The organism is Dyadobacter fanqingshengii (assembly GCF_023822005.2).
GTDB lineage: Bacteria > Bacteroidota > Bacteroidia > Cytophagales > Spirosomataceae > Dyadobacter > Dyadobacter fanqingshengii.
On sequence record NZ_CP098806.1, the window covers coordinates 4,077,756 to 4,094,166 of the forward strand.

Sequence of the window (16,411 nt, forward strand, 5' to 3'; positions counted from 1 at the left end):
TTGTAAAAGTCGCGAATTGAATGCTAATCCAGCTTTAAAGTAAAGCCGGATTACGTCATGCGACAATGTTATGCAACAGAAAAATCCGAAGACAAATTCAAATAATCTGGCAATGCAGGCTGAGTTGAAATAGCTTGATCAATAATTGCAAGCACTTTTTCACGCTCTGCGCCTTCCAAAACTAATCTTGGTGCGCGAACGAATTCCGAGCCAATGCCTGCTTTGGTAGCGGCAAGCTTGATGTTTTGAACCAGTTTTGGATGAATGTCCAGTTCTAGCAAAGGAAGATACCAACGGTAAACGGCCAAGGCTTCTTTATATAAACCAGCTTTAACCAGATTGAAAATCGCAACGGTTTCTTTTGGGAATGCGTCAACCAAGCCACCCACAACGCCGTCGCAGCCCAGCATAACCTCTTCCATAATCAATGTATCCACGCCGCAGAAAACTTTGAAACGGTCACCGAAACGGTTGTACAGGCGGGTAACATTGCTTACGTCACGTGTTGATTCCTTGATTGCGTGCACATTCGGAATCTCGGCAAGCTGCTCGAACATTTGTAACGTCACTTCGATTTTGTAATCTACCGGATTGTTGTAGATCATTAATGGCAATGAGGTGCTTTGCGCGATGGTTTTGAAGTAAACAACCGTTTCGTGATCGTCGGCTTTGTAACGCATTGGAGGCAAGACCATTAGGCCGTCTGCACCCGCAGCTTCGGCTTCTTTGGCAAGGCTTACCGCTTCCGCAGTGGATTGCTCGGCAATGCAGACCACGATCGGGAAATCCTGCGCAACAATGCTTTTGGCATATTTAACCAATTCCACTTTTTCCGCTTTCGTCAATGTGCTTGCTTCGCCCAGTGAGCCTGAAACGATCGCGCCAGTCACGCCTGCTTCGATCTGCACTTCCAGATTTTTGCGAAAAAGATCAAAATCAATGCTGTCATCTGATTTGAAAGGCGTTAGCAACGCCGGAAATACACCTTGCCAGGATTCCTTGTTCATATATTGATTGTGTTAACTATGAAAGATCTTAATTTTTGTCAAAGTTAATGGTTGAAAAACCGACAAACATTTCTGGTTTTAATCAATAATATACGAATTTTAACATAAAACCGAATCCGGAGTTCAAGGTTTGTTTTCGACGAATACGACTTGGGCGCGGTCTGCTTTCCTTACCTTTTTGAGGAAATCGATCCAGGCGGGAAAATCCTTGGCGTTGTAGCGCCCGCCGTTCATAACGACCTTCCGTGCACATACAAGCTTGTTATTTTCCAAAACCGTCTTTGATTCATAAGTGCCAAAAACCGATTTGATCTGAACAGACGGCAATGTTGTTTCCAGCTTATAATTCGCTGGAATGACGTAGGAGACCGTGTCAGAATCGGTAAAGTCGTACACCGAACCGGGCAAATAGAAATCTGTTGTGCGTTCTGTGGTGGCGGGCAAATCAAACGGGCGGCTTAATAGTGTGGGTTTGATAAAAAGCCGTGTCCCTGTTTTGGTGGCGCAATTTCTTACATTAAGGGAAAGCTTTTCGGTCATGGTCGGTTCTGTTTCGCGGCCTTCCATAAGTTCAAATCGTTGCAGATCAAGGCTAGGCAGATTAATGTGGTTCATCAGCCACTTTCTTTGCTCTTCTTTATTACCATTGTGAAAAACGGTGTTCCGCGATTCCTGTTGCAAACCCGCATACAATGTCTGCACTTCCACCTGTCCGTTCCCGCCTTCGTCCAGATTTACATTGGCGCGGCTTTTTCTGGTATTCTGGTGTGATTTGTAAACGGGCGTTGGCACCAGTTTTCCGCCTTCGGGTGTGATGAGCAAGGCGTGGCGGCTGCCGGTGAATGTGCCCATGAAGTTGGGGGTTGTAGTCTGGCTGGTGCATTCCAGCCACATGGTGTCTTTCGCCACCACGGCGCAGGCAATCACGTGATTGAACTGACTGCTGGGAAAATCAGGTTTCATGAATGCCTCGTCACCAGCTTTGATAAGAGCGACATAAGCAGGGATTCCAGCCTGGCGTAATGCAGCAACGGTGAAATTGCTCAATGCCTTACAATCGCCATAACCTTTGTTGGCGACGGTCATTGCGTCAATGGTCTGCCAGCCGCCGATCCCGAGCTGAATGCTCACATAACGCGAGCGCGCCTGCATCCATTTGTATATTTTCTCAACTTTCTCCCGATCCGTTTTCGCATTGGCAATCAACGACTTGATCTCTGTAACCGTCGCTGGCGGAAGCACGTCGCGGCCTGCATTTAATGTATGATAGAATTTACCAAAATCGTCCCAGCTATTGAAATTTCCCTGATAATCCTGCACTTCAAAATCGGATGGCGCAGCCATGACCATAGGCGTGTAATCCATTAACGGAAGCGGATAAAAGTCCGTGGTGAGGGGCACGGCATACTTTTCCACAATCCAGGTGTAAATGTCCGAACCGTCGTCTCCCCTGGATTTTTGAACGGCTTTTATACCATTATATTCTTTATACCGAAACTTGAAACCGGCTGGCGTCTTGATCGTAAAATGGGCGCGTTCAACAGCGGTTTTGGAGTCGGATAAAGGCATCCAGCGGGGATAGAACATCATGTTTTTCTCCTTGGTCTCGTAAATGAACTCAACCGTGTAAGGATAGGAATAGCTTTTCTTACCAAAATCGGCCAGCTTAATCCTTGCGTCGGTAATGTTGTCGCCGCCGCCGCCATATCCATAATCCGTAATGTCTGCGTTTTTAAGCTTCTTTTGCAGTTTGCCGGTGGCGTCGTAAAGGTTGCCGCTGATGTCGTTGATTTTGGTAAACTTATCATAACCCACCATGAGTTGCCCATATTCCGCTTCCCCGCTTTCATTCAAAATGGTCACAACCGTCCGCTTTTTGTGGCGCGCTTCTGCTTTTGATACAACCTCAAAAATATCCTCATCCACACGGATAACAGCATTTGCCCCGGCATTGAGCTCGGGGCTTATTTTGGTGACATCAAATTCACCTTGTGCCTGTACATGCAAGAAATGGGAGCAGGCTAAAAATATTACTGATACTAAAAATCGCATAGCTGAGGGTTAATTGGCCTTTTTCTTAATAACCAGCGGTTGCGCATGTTTTTGGACTACGCGCTCAAAAAACTCTTGCAATGCATGATATTCGTCGGGCGCAAAGTTTGTTTTGGAAAGCACCATTGTGCTGTTGACCTGAATTACATCACCAGCCTGCCGCACCTGATATACAAATTTCCCGGCTTTATCCGGAAGCATAATCATCTCCGCCTTTGGCATTTCTTCCAAAACATAACCTGCCGGAAGCTTATAATTCGCAATAAACGACTCCGACATGCCGCTGGTAAAGTCAAGCGGATAGATCCGTTCTTTCGATTTCAGCGGGTTACTTTCCCAGCGACCGGCCATGATGGGATTGAAATAAAATAATTCGCCCGAAGCATTCTCGTCTTCCAGTTCGAAATCACAGGCCACATTCACCGCCAGTTTCAAATCATCACTCTTATTTTTAACAGCAATGTTGCTGATCTTCCATTCCGGCGATCGCTTTTTAAGCGCTTCGTGGTAAGTGTCATCAGGCTCTTTCACATATTTGTCCCGCCATCGTAATGCTTCATAACCCGCATAGGAAATGCTGTAATTGCCTTTTATGCTTCCGTCTTCGGGCTGGATGTTTGCATTCACCATTTCCAGTCTGGTCTGCATATCCTGTGGTTTTATATCCAAAAACCGCCCAGCTCCCTTTTTAGGGATAAGCCTGCCATAACCGTTCAATGCATGCTCTGGTAGAAGGCCGAGCTTGGCATAGGGCTGAGTGGCGTCCAGAAAATATTCTTTTCCGGCGATCTCAACGTGGCTGACCACATAATTGCAGCTTTCCAGAAGCGGGATTTCTTTCAGAAACCTGCCATTGGAACGTGTGCTCAGGATCACAGGATCAGCATTCAGGTCTAATTCGCGAAGCAGTGAAGTGAGTATCAAATTCACCTCCGTAGCATTGCCTGCCTTATTTTCGTAGGCTTTTTTGACACCGTCTCTGGAACCAAGATACGACGAACCGTCCCATTTCATATGGCTTTGCAGATGCCTGTATGCCAGCTCCATCTTTTCCTCCGGCGTCTTGGCGGTTTGCATAATTTCATCGCGCTTGGCTTTGAGGAATGATGATTTACGCAACTCTACGCCAAACCAGCTTGCCTCGTTCAATGTCTTTTCAACATTGTCCCAGGTGTTGGAAAAATGCTTCGATATTTCACCAGGCACCTGAATGACGGAAAGCTCAAAATTAACCTTGGACAAATAATCACTTTCTGTCGTTATAAAAGGTTCGTTGACAAATGCTGGCGCATCCTTCACAACAAAACGATAGGCGACGCCGCGCCCGTTAAGCTTGGACAAGCTAAAATGCACGTCCGTAGGCTCCTGTTCGCTGATATACAGGGGCAGGTAACCGCTCATGGTTGTTTTATATTCCAGAAAAAACGGGATCGTAATGCGGAACTCACTCCACTTACTCGGCACGGAGGCCTGAAAAGACCAGGGAGCGGGTTTATCGCGGACAGTCAATGGCGTTGTGCGCCTGTACGAATATTCGATCACCGAACCTTTGCGTGCATTGGCGAGGTTGAATTTGTAAGCATAATATTTACCCGTGGCTTTTTCCCGCTTGATCGACTTCCTGTCCATCGCAGTTCGTACAACCTGTCCGTTCTCCATATTATACGTGTATCCCTGAATGTCGTCCAACATTTCCTGGTTCTCGGGTCCGCTGCCTTCGTAAGTATTGATTGCAATGGAAGCTCGGTCCAGGGCTGACTCTTTTAGGATTTTGATCCTGATCCAGGATTCCATCACCATCACAAGTCCGCGGATGTCGTCGTAACGGTAAGTAACTTCGCCAAAATCGTAGAGGTAAACTGCGGCGGCCGAGCTATCGCCCGGGAAAGCAGTCATTTCTACCGCGGCACGGTCCACAACCCCGAATTTGGGTTTGAAATCATCCTGGGCAAAAGCATTGAGTGAGAGAAACGTGAGGATTGAAAGGGCATAAACCCTCCATGAAACAACGCAGGACAGTCTGCACTGAAGTAAAAAGTGAGTCATGCAACGAACAAATGAAGAGGTAGAAATTATTATGCATAATTGCAGCATTAATTTGATTTTCACAAAAAATTTGTAACTCTTGGTAGATTTTTTTTCACTCAAATCCGTCAAACTGCAAAAACAGATTTTAATGCCTATTTTTGAGACGAAACAGAGCCCGGCCTTGTTCCCATTTTACCTATTCCTATTAACCCGGATCATTAACATTTTACAATTACTATGTCATCTTTTGAAAATGGAAGCCCACTTCGCGTACTAGTCGTCGGTTGTGGCAACATGGGAGCCTCCCATGCATTTGCATATCATTCGCTGGACGGTTTTGAGATCTGCGGGATCGTTTCAACAGGCAAAAGCAAAGAAGTTCTGAATGAAAAACTTGGCGGCGGTTATGCGCTTTTCAGCGATTATGACACTGCTTTGAGGGAAACAAAACCGGATGCAGTCTGCATTTCAACTTACCCGGACACGCATGAGGACTTTGCAATAAAAGCGCTTGAAAGCGGTGCGCATGTTTTCATCGAAAAACCGCTTGCTGATACTGTTGAAGGGGCTAAGCGTGTGGTGGAAGCTGCGAAAACGGCTGGTAAGAAAGTGGTTGTAGGTTATATTCTTCGTGTGCATCCTTCGTGGGAGCGTTTTGTTGCTGAGGCACAAAACCTTGGAAAACCATTGGTTATGCGCATGAACCTGAACCAGCAAAGCCACGGATATATGTGGGGCGTTCACCGGAACCTGATGAAAAGCCTGAGCCCCATCGTGGACTGCGGAGTGCATTACATAGACGTAATGTGCCAGATGACGCGTTCGAAACCTTTGCGCGTAAACGCAATTGGTGCACGTTTGACGGAAGACATTCCTGCGGGAAATTATAATTACGGTCAATTGCAGATCTGGTTTGAAGATGGTTCCGTAGGCTGGTACGAAGCGGGTTGGGGACCGATGATCAGTGAAACTGCATTCTTTGTGAAAGATGTGATCGGACCGAAAGGAAGCGTTTCTATCGTAGCAAAAGATGCGGGCGGAACGGGAAAATCTTCTTCCGTAGAAGCGCATACGAAGACCGAATCGATCCGTGTGCATTATGCAGACCTGAATGATCAGGACGAATTTGTGAAAGAAGATTCCTGGATCAATCTGGAAGACGAGCCGGATCACCAGGAACTCTGCAACCGCGAGCAGCGCTATTTCCTGAATGCGGTCCGTGAGGATTTCGATCTGACAGACCACTTGCAGGATGCTGTGACGAGTTTACAAATTGCATTTGCATGTGACGAATCAGTGAAGACCGGACGCACCGTGGACCTGGTTTAACAGCTTCGGAATAAATAAATGCCTTGTTACTTTTCGGTTACATACGGAAAAAGTAACAAGGCACTTTTATGTATACTAATGGTTAACTAATTGATTCCGAGCGAAAATTGATCATTTATGGCTGAATTTATGCAAACGTTTGCACAGAAAATTCTATATTTTCTCTGCCTCTCATTCGAAATTTATTGTTAATTATTATAATATTGCAACGTATTTTTAAGACTTTTAAAAATCTCATCCGATTGGATATTGTTTTGCATCGTTTTTACACTTTGAAAAGTCACGCAAATACCCTGGCACAAATCACGCTCCTGGCACCTCTCACGATTAATAATTTCGTTGCACCTGGTTTGCAAATCAAAACCCTCTAAACATCAAAATCCCAAAACAGAACATTGCCGATGCCAAAAATTTGTCTTTTCAAAAATTGAATTAATTAAATAATAACCATAATTTAATACATAAGCATAAATTCATTTCCTCACCTGTAAACTACTAATTTATGACACAGAAAACACTCAATTGCTAAAATTCACTTTGTACCAGTTTATGAACATTTGCCAAGATTGCATGAAAAACGTTTAACCAATACTAACCTACATGAAAAATACCGATACCTATCAATGGTTGTTCCGAATGCGGAATATCCGGAATGCATTGTTTTTAATACCCGCTCTTTCAAGTCCCTTTGTGGCTTCTGCCAACACGATCATCGCTTCGGGGACTGCTGCTCATGCTAAAATTGATAAAACTTTAAAAGGAAAAGTTACCGATAAGGAAAACGGGGACGGCTTACCAGGTGTAAACGTCGTTATAAAAGGTTCCAGCACAGGTACAACAACTGACGGAACTGGAAATTACACACTGCAAGTGCCTGACGCAGGCGCAACGCTTGTTTTCAGCTTTGTGGGTTACATTGGTCAGGAAGTTGAAGTGGGAAACCGCACAACGCTTGACCTTGCATTGGAATCAGATTCAAAAGCGCTTAGTGAAGTGGTCGTTATCGGTTACGGTACCGCTAAAAAGTCTGACTTAACAGGTTCCGTAGGTTCTGTTAAGGAAGATCAGCTGAAAGAGCGTCCGGCACCATCTTTGAACCAGGCTCTTCAGGGTAAGGTTTCCGGTGTGCAGGTTAACGTGAACTCGGGACGCCCAGGTGGTCGTGCCAATGTGCGTATCCGTGGATTTAGCTCTATTAACTCTTCAAACAACCCATTGTACGTGGTGGATGGTGTAATGCTTCCGCAAGGAAACCAGAACCAGCAAAGCCAGGCCATCGACTTCATTAACCCTAACGACATCGTGTCTGTTGAGGTTTTGAAAGATGCTTCGTCGACAGCTATTTATGGTGCAAGAGGTGCGAATGGTGTTATTTTGGTTACCACTAAAAAAGGAAAATCGGGCGAAGGTGTTGTTACTTACAACCTGGACCTGAGCGTTCCGACAGCGGGGCCAAAAAGAGCAAAAGTGTTGAACGCAAAAGAATATCTTGCGGTTGAAGACCTTGCTTATGCAAACATTGCAAAATATGACCCTGCTGGATGGGCTGCCGGAAAATATGCTCCGCAAAACCCGAAAGTGCGCCGCGCAGAACTGAACGCGAAACACCCTGATATCTTTACAGTAGACGGAAGCGGTAATTTCATCCCAAACTATGATACCGACTGGTTCAAAGAAGCTACGCAAAACAAGGTTTCCCAAAACCATCAATTGGGCTTCAGCGGTGGTAACAACAAAACAACTTACTCGTTGTCATTGAACTATCGTGACGATCAGGGTTTGATCAAAACATCTTTCCTGAAACGTTATTCAACTCGTTTCAGCATTGATGACCAGGTTAAAAAATGGTTGAAAGTCGGAGCTACATTGAGCTATAACAACCAGGCTGAAAACCTTGTCGATATCAATGATGCGGTTCCACGTCAAATGGTAGAGGATTTTCCTTTCCTTCCTGTTAAATACCCGGACGGAACTTATGCCAACAACCGTGATTATCCACAGGCTGAAGGTGCATTCAGCTCGGTTCACCGTTTGAATGGTCGTAAATACAACCAGAATACGCAGACTACTTTGGGTAGCTTATATGCTAACGTGTCACTTGCTCCTGGCCTTGAATTGCGTTCAATCCTTGGTGCGAACATTTTGACTCAAGAGATCAACGAATCGCAGACGCGTACATTGGCTATCGGTGAATCTGGTACAGCTGGTAAATACAACAGAAAAGAAACATTCTGGTCTTTTGAAAACTACCTGACTTACAACAAAACTTTCAATGGTATCCACGCGATCAACGCGCTTTTGGGTATTTCATGGCAGGAAACAAACATTGCGACAACTGGTGCAAGCGTTCGTAACTTCTCTACGGATTACTTCAACTTCAATAACCTCGGAGCGGGCGCAACCTTGCCGACTGTAGGTTCTGGTGCTGCACGTTTTGCGTTCAATTCTTACTTTGGACGTGTGAACTACACATTGAAAGAGAAATATCTGTTAACAGTAACGGGCCGTATCGATGGTTCATCTAAATTCGGTGATAACCACAAATATGCGGTGTTCCCATCTGCTGCTTTGGCATGGAAAGTTTCTGATGAAGAATTCCTGAAAGGAAACACGCTTATCTCGAACCTGAAACTGAGAACCAGCTATGGTTTGACTGGTAACTCTGAAATCCCTGCATATTCTTCATTGTCTCTGCTGAGCGCTAACTACGCAACCATCTACAACGATGCGAGATTTAACGGAACGGGTATCAACAGACTTGCTAACCCTGATTTGAAGTGGGAAAAAACAGCGCAAACTGATGCAGGTCTTGAAATTAGCTTCCTGAAAGGCAGAATCTCTCTTGAGGCGGATTATTATTACAGAAAAACGACAGATATGCTTCTGGATGCACCGGTTCCACGTACAAGCGGTTACGCGGTTATCAGAAAGAACATTGGTTCAATGGAAAACAAAGGAGTTGAGCTTGCTTTGAATACGACGAACATTGAAAGAGCTAACTTCTCATGGAATACTAACTTCAATATCTCGTTCAACAGAAGCAAAGTATTGTCATTGGCAACACCTTCTGACATTTTCGGAGTGGGTGGTCCTGGTATTACCAACCAAACGAGCATTATCCGTATCGGAGAGCCTGTTGGTGCATTCTGGGGACTTACACGTCTGGGCGTATGGAGCGAGGCTGAAAGAGATGAGGCTGCTAAGTTTACCAGCTATCGTAACAACCTTAAAATGTTGCCTGGTGATATCAAATACAAAGATTTCAACGGCGACGGTGCCATCACAGATGCGGATCGCAGCATTATCGGAAATGGTAGCCCAAAAGGCTGGGGAACTTTGGCGAACACAGTTCGTTACGGCAACTTTGACCTGACATTTGACATGCAGTTCTCTTATGGAAATGATATCATGGACATGAACCTGCACGCTAGTGAAGACCGCGTTTCTATCGCAAACAGCTACGCTACTGTATTGGGTGCATGGACTCCTGAGAACCAGAATTCACAAATTGCTGAAATTCGTGAAACACGTGCAGGTTACGTAACAAACGTGGATACACGCTGGATCTTTGACGGTTCATTCCTTCGTGGCAGAAACTTGCTTTTGGGTTACAGCTTCCCATCGGAAATGATCAGCAAGATGAAATTGAGCAAATTGAGAATTTATGTTTCTGCTCAAAACTTCTTCTTATTGACCAAATACCCACATGGTGATCCTGAGCAAACACCAATCCGTGGTGGAGATGCTGATAACGTATTTTCACAAGGTATGATCTGGCACAGCTATCCAAAACCAACTACTTACATGGCTGGTCTGCAGATCGCATTTTAATGAACAGGTTAAGTTATTTTTTAAAAACAGATATTCATTATGAAGTTATATAAATTAAAAAACATAGGGACGGCACTTCTTTTCGGCGCTATTTTGCTGGGACCGACGAGCTGCTCAGACTTCCTGGACGAAGAAGATCCATCCAACCTTACCCCGGAGAGCTTCTACACAATTCCGGATCACGCAGAAGCTGCTGTGGCGGCAACATACGCTGGTCTTCGGTTTTATGGTGATGGAGCCGGGATCTTTTCTGCCAACTGGCAATTGCTGGAAGCAGTAACTGGAACTGCAACTACTGAAACGGGACAGAACTCCGATTTGAACAACCTTTATTCGTTGACTTACGATGGTAACACCGCGCATATCAACAACTGGTGGAACGGATTGTACCGCATTATCGCTAACGCGAACCTGGCTTTGGAAAAAATCCCAACCATTCCTTTCCTGGCTCCTGCAACGCCTGCGCAGCAAACTAAGCTGATCGGTGAAGCTCGTTTCCTGAGAGCATGGGCTTATTTCAATGCTGTTCGCCTCTGGGGTGATGTTCCTTTGGTTACTAAACCACAAACTGCGACTTCGGAAGATTTCTTTGCAACAAGAGCTCCTCAGGAAGAAGTTTACAAGCTGATCGTTGAAGACCTGGTTGCAGCAGAAGCTGCCGGACTTCCTGTTTTTGAAACAAGCGGTCGTGCTACGCAGATGGCTGTGAAATCATTGCTTTCAAAAGTCTATCTGACAATGGCTGGTTTCCCGCTAAGCAAAGGTGCTTCGCATTACAAACTTGCGGCTGACAAAGCTTTTGAAGTGATCACTTACTCGAAAGCAAATCCAACAACGGTGAACCTTTTCCCTACTTACAAGGAAATCCATACCGAAGCGTTGAAAAACAGATTGGAACATTTATTCCAGATCCAGTATAATGTGGCTGTTGCAGCGTTCCCGTTGAACGATTACTTCCCGAACTTTAAGGCTGTAACTTATGCAGGTCCAGGTGGAACCGGAAGTACGATCCCTACAACGAGTTTTTACAACTCTTATGAAAAAGGCGACTTGCGTACCTTGGATCAGGAAGGTTGGTTCTACACTACGTATTATACCAATGGTGACGGAGCGAAATTCAACCTTGGTGCGCCATATGTATTCAAGCATTTCAACCAGACTGCATTGGGTGCTCCTGGCATCACAGCAACACGTAACAATAACCTGAACGTGAACCTGATCCGTTATGCAGAAGTGTTGCTGATCTATGCAGAAGCACAAAACGAAGTAGGCGGCCCAACTGCGGAAGCTTACGCGGCTTACAAAAGAATCCGTGACCGTGCCAAGTTGACGACGCCTGCGATCGGAACATTCACTGCTGCAACATTCCGCGAAGCGGTTTGGAGAGAGCGTTGGTATGAATTCGCTTACGAAGGCATCACATGGTTTGACATGGTTCGTCTGCGTAAAGTGTTCAACGAAAAAACAAAAGGATTTGACAATTTCGTTGGTCACCTTAACTTGAACGTTGGCTCAGGTGTTCCTTTGCAGGAAAAACATTTGCTGTTCCCATTGGGAATCCAGGAAATGAAGAACAATCCTGGCCTGACTCCTCAAAATCCAGGTTACGGTCAATAAGCAGAATATGCTTGCGAGAGCCGGTCCAGATTTGGGCCGGCTCTTTTTTTATGCAATAAGGTAAAGGCCGCAGCGTAATATAAGTTAGATTTAAGTATTCAAAAAGTAACACAAAGGTTAATGACGAGAAAATTACGCGAACATTGCTTTCAAGTATCCCCGGGCGATTCGTTTGATTTTCGCTATTTCTGCTTGGCCTTATTGCTCCTTTTTTCTATTTGCGCAAATGGTCAACTTGCATTAACTACACCAACTAACAACCAGATTGTCCAGCGCGACAATGCTGGTTCCGCACTCATCGCGATAACTGCCTATGCATTCCGACCTTACGCAAGCATCCAGGGACACCTTACGCCAATCGAAGGGAATGTGCATAAAGCGAAAACCTGGGTTTTTGAGGAGGAACAACTTCGTCAAGGATTCCTTACCGCCTCCATTAAGGCAGAAACGGGCTGGTACAACCTGAAAATATCGGCTGTCTTGCCAAATGGAAACATTGATTCTGTTTTGATTGACCGGGTCGGCGTGGGCGAAGTTTTTCTTGTGGCGGGCAATTCCAATGCCATGGGCTTGCCCGGGTTAGGCGCAAAAAGTGCCTCAAACCAGGTCATTTCCATCAATGCTGTAAACAAGGCACTGAATGCTGAGAATATTACGGTTGCGCCAAACGAGCCTATGCGGCAGTTGGATTTTAGTATTTTGGAAAAAGACAACTTCATTTTTCCCTCGGGAGAAACGGCCTGGTACTGGGGTGAATTGGGTGATTTGATATCGAAAAGACTGAAAACCCCGGTCCTCTTTTTAAATGCAGCCTGGGCAGCAGCCAATTCTGACAGCTACCGCGACGCGGCAACTGGGAAAGACGCTTTCAACCCTTATGTAGGAAAATCCTGGCCAAACAGACAGCCCTATTCTAACATTGTAAACACAATCCGATATTTAAATTCAAGGCTTGGCATTCGTGCGGTGCTTTGGTCACACGGAGAAAATGATGCGCAGTTGAAATTCACTGAGCAAGATTATTTCAATAACATCCAGACATTAATTACAAATGCCAGGGCGGATGCGGGTTATCATGTGCCCTGGGTGATTGCCCGGAATTCGGCCAGCAACATTGTTAAAGATCCTTATTTGCCGGTTATCAATGCGCAAAACAGGCTTTCGTCACTCAATGGCTTCAATACATTTCCCGGCCCGAATTTGGACACCATTCAAATCCCAAGACCGGTTTCCGAACATTTCGAAAACGTGCCCGGTGGCATTCAGGGATTAACATTAGCTGCCTCTGCCTGGAACCGGGCCTTAACCGACTCTCTTTTCAAAAAAATCATCCCTGTTCAACCCGCTAACTCCATTCACTCCGGCATTGTGCCTTCCACGGCATTTCCAGGTTCATCGTTTTATGTTGGTTACAAAGTCAATGGGGAAAATGAAACCGGGCTTGCTTTGCGCGCAGAATTGTTTGATGAAAGCGGAAAATTTGTTGACACAGTCGGCATAGGGAGTGAAAATCCTTTGCTTATCAAACTTCCCACCAATCTGGCGGATGGACAATACAACATCCGGCTGGCAGGCACAACGCCCAATCTCGCGGGCAGCACTTCGTCGCTGTTTTATGTAAATAATGCTTACAAATCCGTGCAGGTTGTGAACACAATCAGTGCGGTCAAAATGAATCAAACCATTCACGTAACGTGGTTGGTGGCCGCTAATCCTGGCATGCAGCGGATGGTTCTCGAGAAAACGACGAACGGAGACATTTACACAGATCTACAACAATACAGTATTTCCGACAGCGGGAAAAGTTCAGGCATTTACGCTTTCACCGACTCGGATCCGGACGCAAAGATCATTTTCTACCGCGTCCGAATGGAGTATGCGGATGGCACGACATCCTACTCACCCATTGTCACCATTCTGGAGCCGGGCGCATTGCCACGGCTTGTTGCATTCCCCAACCCGGTTACAAGGCAGGCATTTTATCTGGAAACAGATCAAGCCAGGCCGGCTCCCCGGCTCTCCCTGTTTGATATCTCTGGTAGCGCGCATCCTTTGTTTGTGTCCGACCGCGAAATTATCGGTTTGTTGTCTGTCCGCCCCATTTACCCATTGCCCGCAGGCATCTACGTCTTGCGCATTGTAACGGAAGCAGGCACGAGTACGCAGCGAATGACATTTGTTGATTAAAACAATGAAAGTCAATATTTTCCAACGATTTTATCCATATTGGTGTCAATACGGATAGCAACCTAAGCCCCGACCGCTATGAGATTTTCTACATTGATCTTTGCTTTACTGCTGTTGTTCGGTTCTTGCAAAAAGGACTCAGACGACGTTGCACCAGACGGCCGCAGGCTTTCGGATATTACATTAAAAGAATATTTCATCACCAGCATTGCATTTGATAAAAATGGCATTGCCTGGCTGGGAACATCTAAAAACGGGCTGATCCAATATGATGGCAAGTCGGCCAGGATCTTCGATTCCTCCAATTCTATCCTTACGGATGCAGGGATCATGGCCGTGGCTGTGGACAAGGCAAACAACATCTGGATTGGCAGCGATGACCTGATCAAATATGACGGCTCAAAGTTCACCCGATATGAGGCGAGTCAATTTGGTTTTCCCAAAAACGCCGTCCGTTCCATAGCCGTCGATGCCGATGATAACATTTGGTTTTCGTGCAGCAGTTATCAGTCCGGTGGATTGGTAAAATATGATGGAACTGCATTCAAAACATTTACCCCTGCCAATTCAAAGTTGCCCGGAAATATGGTGCAAAGCATTGTCATCGACCAATCCAATCATGCCTGGGTGGCGATCAATGACGGTGTTAACGAAGTTTCTCTGGCGAAGATAAATCCTGACAACTCAATCTCTGTGGCTGGTTCCAGGGAATTGGGTTTCAAACCGTATTACTTCGGCAACATCGTTGTTAATAATAGCAATGAATTAGTGGCGTCGATCGATTATAGTTTATCCAGCTTAATGGCTGCGGGAAGACCTCAGATTTTCAAATTCAATGGCAGCAAAGCACAAATCCTGAACCTGCCTGACGAGAAGAATGTGTACTATTTCACACATCGCATCTTCTCAGCTAAAAACGGAAACCTCTGGGTGTCATTTTTCGCTGCTGATAAAAAATGTGGAATTTTCAACGGCAAAGATTGGACATTTCCTAAGCTGGGAACGAGCGGGATTTTTGCATTTGCCGAAAGCCCCGACGGCGAAATGTGGCTGGGAACCGGTGAAGGGCTTTATATTCTGAAATAAAAAAGGCAAGCACTTTCGCGCTTACCCTGGACTGTCACACTACGACTTCGCTCAGTGTGACAAAGTGTTTGTCATATTGAGCGAACCGGGCCGCCGGGCGGTCGAAACATCAACCTTCAAACATTCTGCCTAGTCCTCCAATTACAGAACCACTTTCTTTATTTGCATTCGGACCGCCGACAGACAGTCGTTGGATTAATTTTGAAATGGGCATAGACTGGATCCAGCAGCGGCCTGTTCCACGCAATGTGGCCAGGAACATTCCCTCTCCGCCGAAAACCATGGACTTCAACCCGCCGGAACGCTGAATGTCGAAGCTCAATGACTGTTCAAAAGCAACCACGCAGCCTGTGTCTATGCGAATGGATTCGTTGTTCAATTGTCGCTCCATCACAACGCCGCCTGCATGCACGAATGCCATTCCGTCGCCTTTGATTTTTTGTAATATAAAACCTTCACCACCAAACAAACCTGATCCAAAGCGCTGGTTGAAATGGATTTTCATGCTTGTGCCCATCGCAGCGCATAAGAAGCCATCTTTCTGAACGATCAGCTCATTTCCATAGATTTTGGAAAGATCAATCGGCATCACGGTCCCCGGGTAAGGTGCTGCAAATGCTACTTTTTTCTTACCATAACCTCTGTTGGTAAAGTGGGTCATAAAAAGTGATTCGCCCGTGATCAAGCGCGTTCCTGCCTGGAAGATCTTGCCCATAATGCTCTGGTTCGCTTCCGAGCCATCGCCCATTTTGGTTTCAAACTCAATGCCATCTTCCATGAATAACATCGCGCCGGCTTCTGCGATCACCGTTTCGTTCGGGTCCAGCTCAATTTCTACGACCTGGATATCGTCGCCAATAATTTTGTAATCAATTTCGTGTGAGATCATCTTTGCGTAAAAGGTTTATTTGATAGTAAGTTGAACTGCAATGACCACTTGCTACTCTTCTTCCTCCTCCTCTTCCTCGCTTGTTTTCTTCTTTTTGCGGGTTTTCCGGCCGGGAATATCCTCCCGGTCCCGGAGCTTTTTGTCGTCCACATTTTTATTCAAAAATTCATTGATACGGTCCATATCAAAACTCGTGGTGATCTCACCGAATGAGTTGATCTGAATATCAAAACCATCCAGGTCCTTATGAACCCTTGGCTTTTCCGCAGCTGGTTTGGTCGTATCGTTTGGTTTTTTCTTAGCCATGTGTCTCGCCGCAAAGCGGTCATTTCGATTGATTACTAAATTATGGAACCGGATGCCCGGATACCAATTCATTTTGATC

10 protein-coding genes are annotated in these 16,411 nt (G+C 45.6%); 5 read left to right on the top strand and 5 right to left on the bottom strand.

Going from position 1 to position 16,411, the window contains the following annotated elements; genetic code table 11:
* Window positions 1–68: 68 nt before the first annotated feature.
* From NFI81_RS16935 to NFI81_RS16945, 3 genes are all read right to left on the bottom strand, one after another.
* A complete protein-coding gene (locus tag NFI81_RS16935; protein WP_234611291.1) occupies window positions 69–1,007 on the bottom strand; it encodes a dihydrodipicolinate synthase family protein in 939 nt (312 codons plus the stop codon).
* 123 nt (window positions 1,008–1,130) lie between these two features.
* Window positions 1,131–3,059, bottom strand: coding sequence for a DUF3857 domain-containing transglutaminase family protein (locus tag NFI81_RS16940; protein ID WP_234611290.1), 1,929 nt, complete (start codon window positions 3,057–3,059; stop codon window positions 1,131–1,133).
* Window positions 3,060–3,068: 9 nt separating this feature from the next.
* Window positions 3,069–5,105, bottom strand: a complete 2,037-nt coding sequence (locus tag NFI81_RS16945) for a DUF3858 domain-containing protein (protein WP_234611289.1) — start codon at window positions 5,103–5,105, stop codon at window positions 3,069–3,071.
* 219 nt (window positions 5,106–5,324) lie between these two features.
* Between NFI81_RS16945 and NFI81_RS16950 the strand changes: the two genes are divergently transcribed.
* From NFI81_RS16950 to NFI81_RS16970, 5 genes are all read left to right on the top strand, one after another.
* Entirely contained in the window at window positions 5,325–6,416 is a 1,092-nt protein-coding gene (locus tag NFI81_RS16950) for a Gfo/Idh/MocA family protein (RefSeq protein WP_234611288.1), read from the top strand.
* Window positions 6,417–7,016: 600 nt separating this feature from the next.
* Window positions 7,017–10,247 carry a SusC/RagA family TonB-linked outer membrane protein gene (locus tag NFI81_RS16955; protein WP_234611287.1) on the top strand — a complete coding sequence of 1,077 codons (3,231 nt, stop codon included), beginning with the start codon at window positions 7,017–7,019 and terminating at the stop codon, window positions 10,245–10,247.
* 39 nt (window positions 10,248–10,286) lie between these two features.
* Window positions 10,287–11,864 (top strand): RagB/SusD family nutrient uptake outer membrane protein, encoded by a 1,578-nt coding sequence (locus NFI81_RS16960; protein WP_234611286.1) that lies wholly within the window; start codon window positions 10,287–10,289, stop codon window positions 11,862–11,864.
* Window positions 11,865–11,984: 120 nt separating this feature from the next.
* Window positions 11,985–14,051, top strand: a complete 2,067-nt coding sequence (locus NFI81_RS16965; protein WP_234611285.1) for a sialate O-acetylesterase — start codon at window positions 11,985–11,987, stop codon at window positions 14,049–14,051.
* 78 nt (window positions 14,052–14,129) lie between these two features.
* Window positions 14,130–15,137, top strand: a complete 1,008-nt coding sequence (locus NFI81_RS16970; protein WP_234611284.1) for a ligand-binding sensor domain-containing protein — start codon at window positions 14,130–14,132, stop codon at window positions 15,135–15,137.
* 109 nt (window positions 15,138–15,246) lie between these two features.
* On the opposite strand, the gene NFI81_RS16975 is transcribed toward NFI81_RS16970, so the two are convergent.
* Window positions 15,247–16,026: a TIGR00266 family protein gene (locus NFI81_RS16975; RefSeq protein WP_234611283.1), complete on the bottom strand. Its 780-nt coding sequence runs from the start codon at window positions 16,024–16,026 to the stop codon at window positions 15,247–15,249.
* A 51-nt stretch (window positions 16,027–16,077) separates the two neighbouring features.
* Window positions 16,078–16,404: a hypothetical protein gene (locus NFI81_RS16980; RefSeq protein WP_374759444.1), complete on the bottom strand. Its 327-nt coding sequence runs from the start codon at window positions 16,402–16,404 to the stop codon at window positions 16,078–16,080.
* Window positions 16,405–16,411 lie beyond the last annotated feature (7 nt).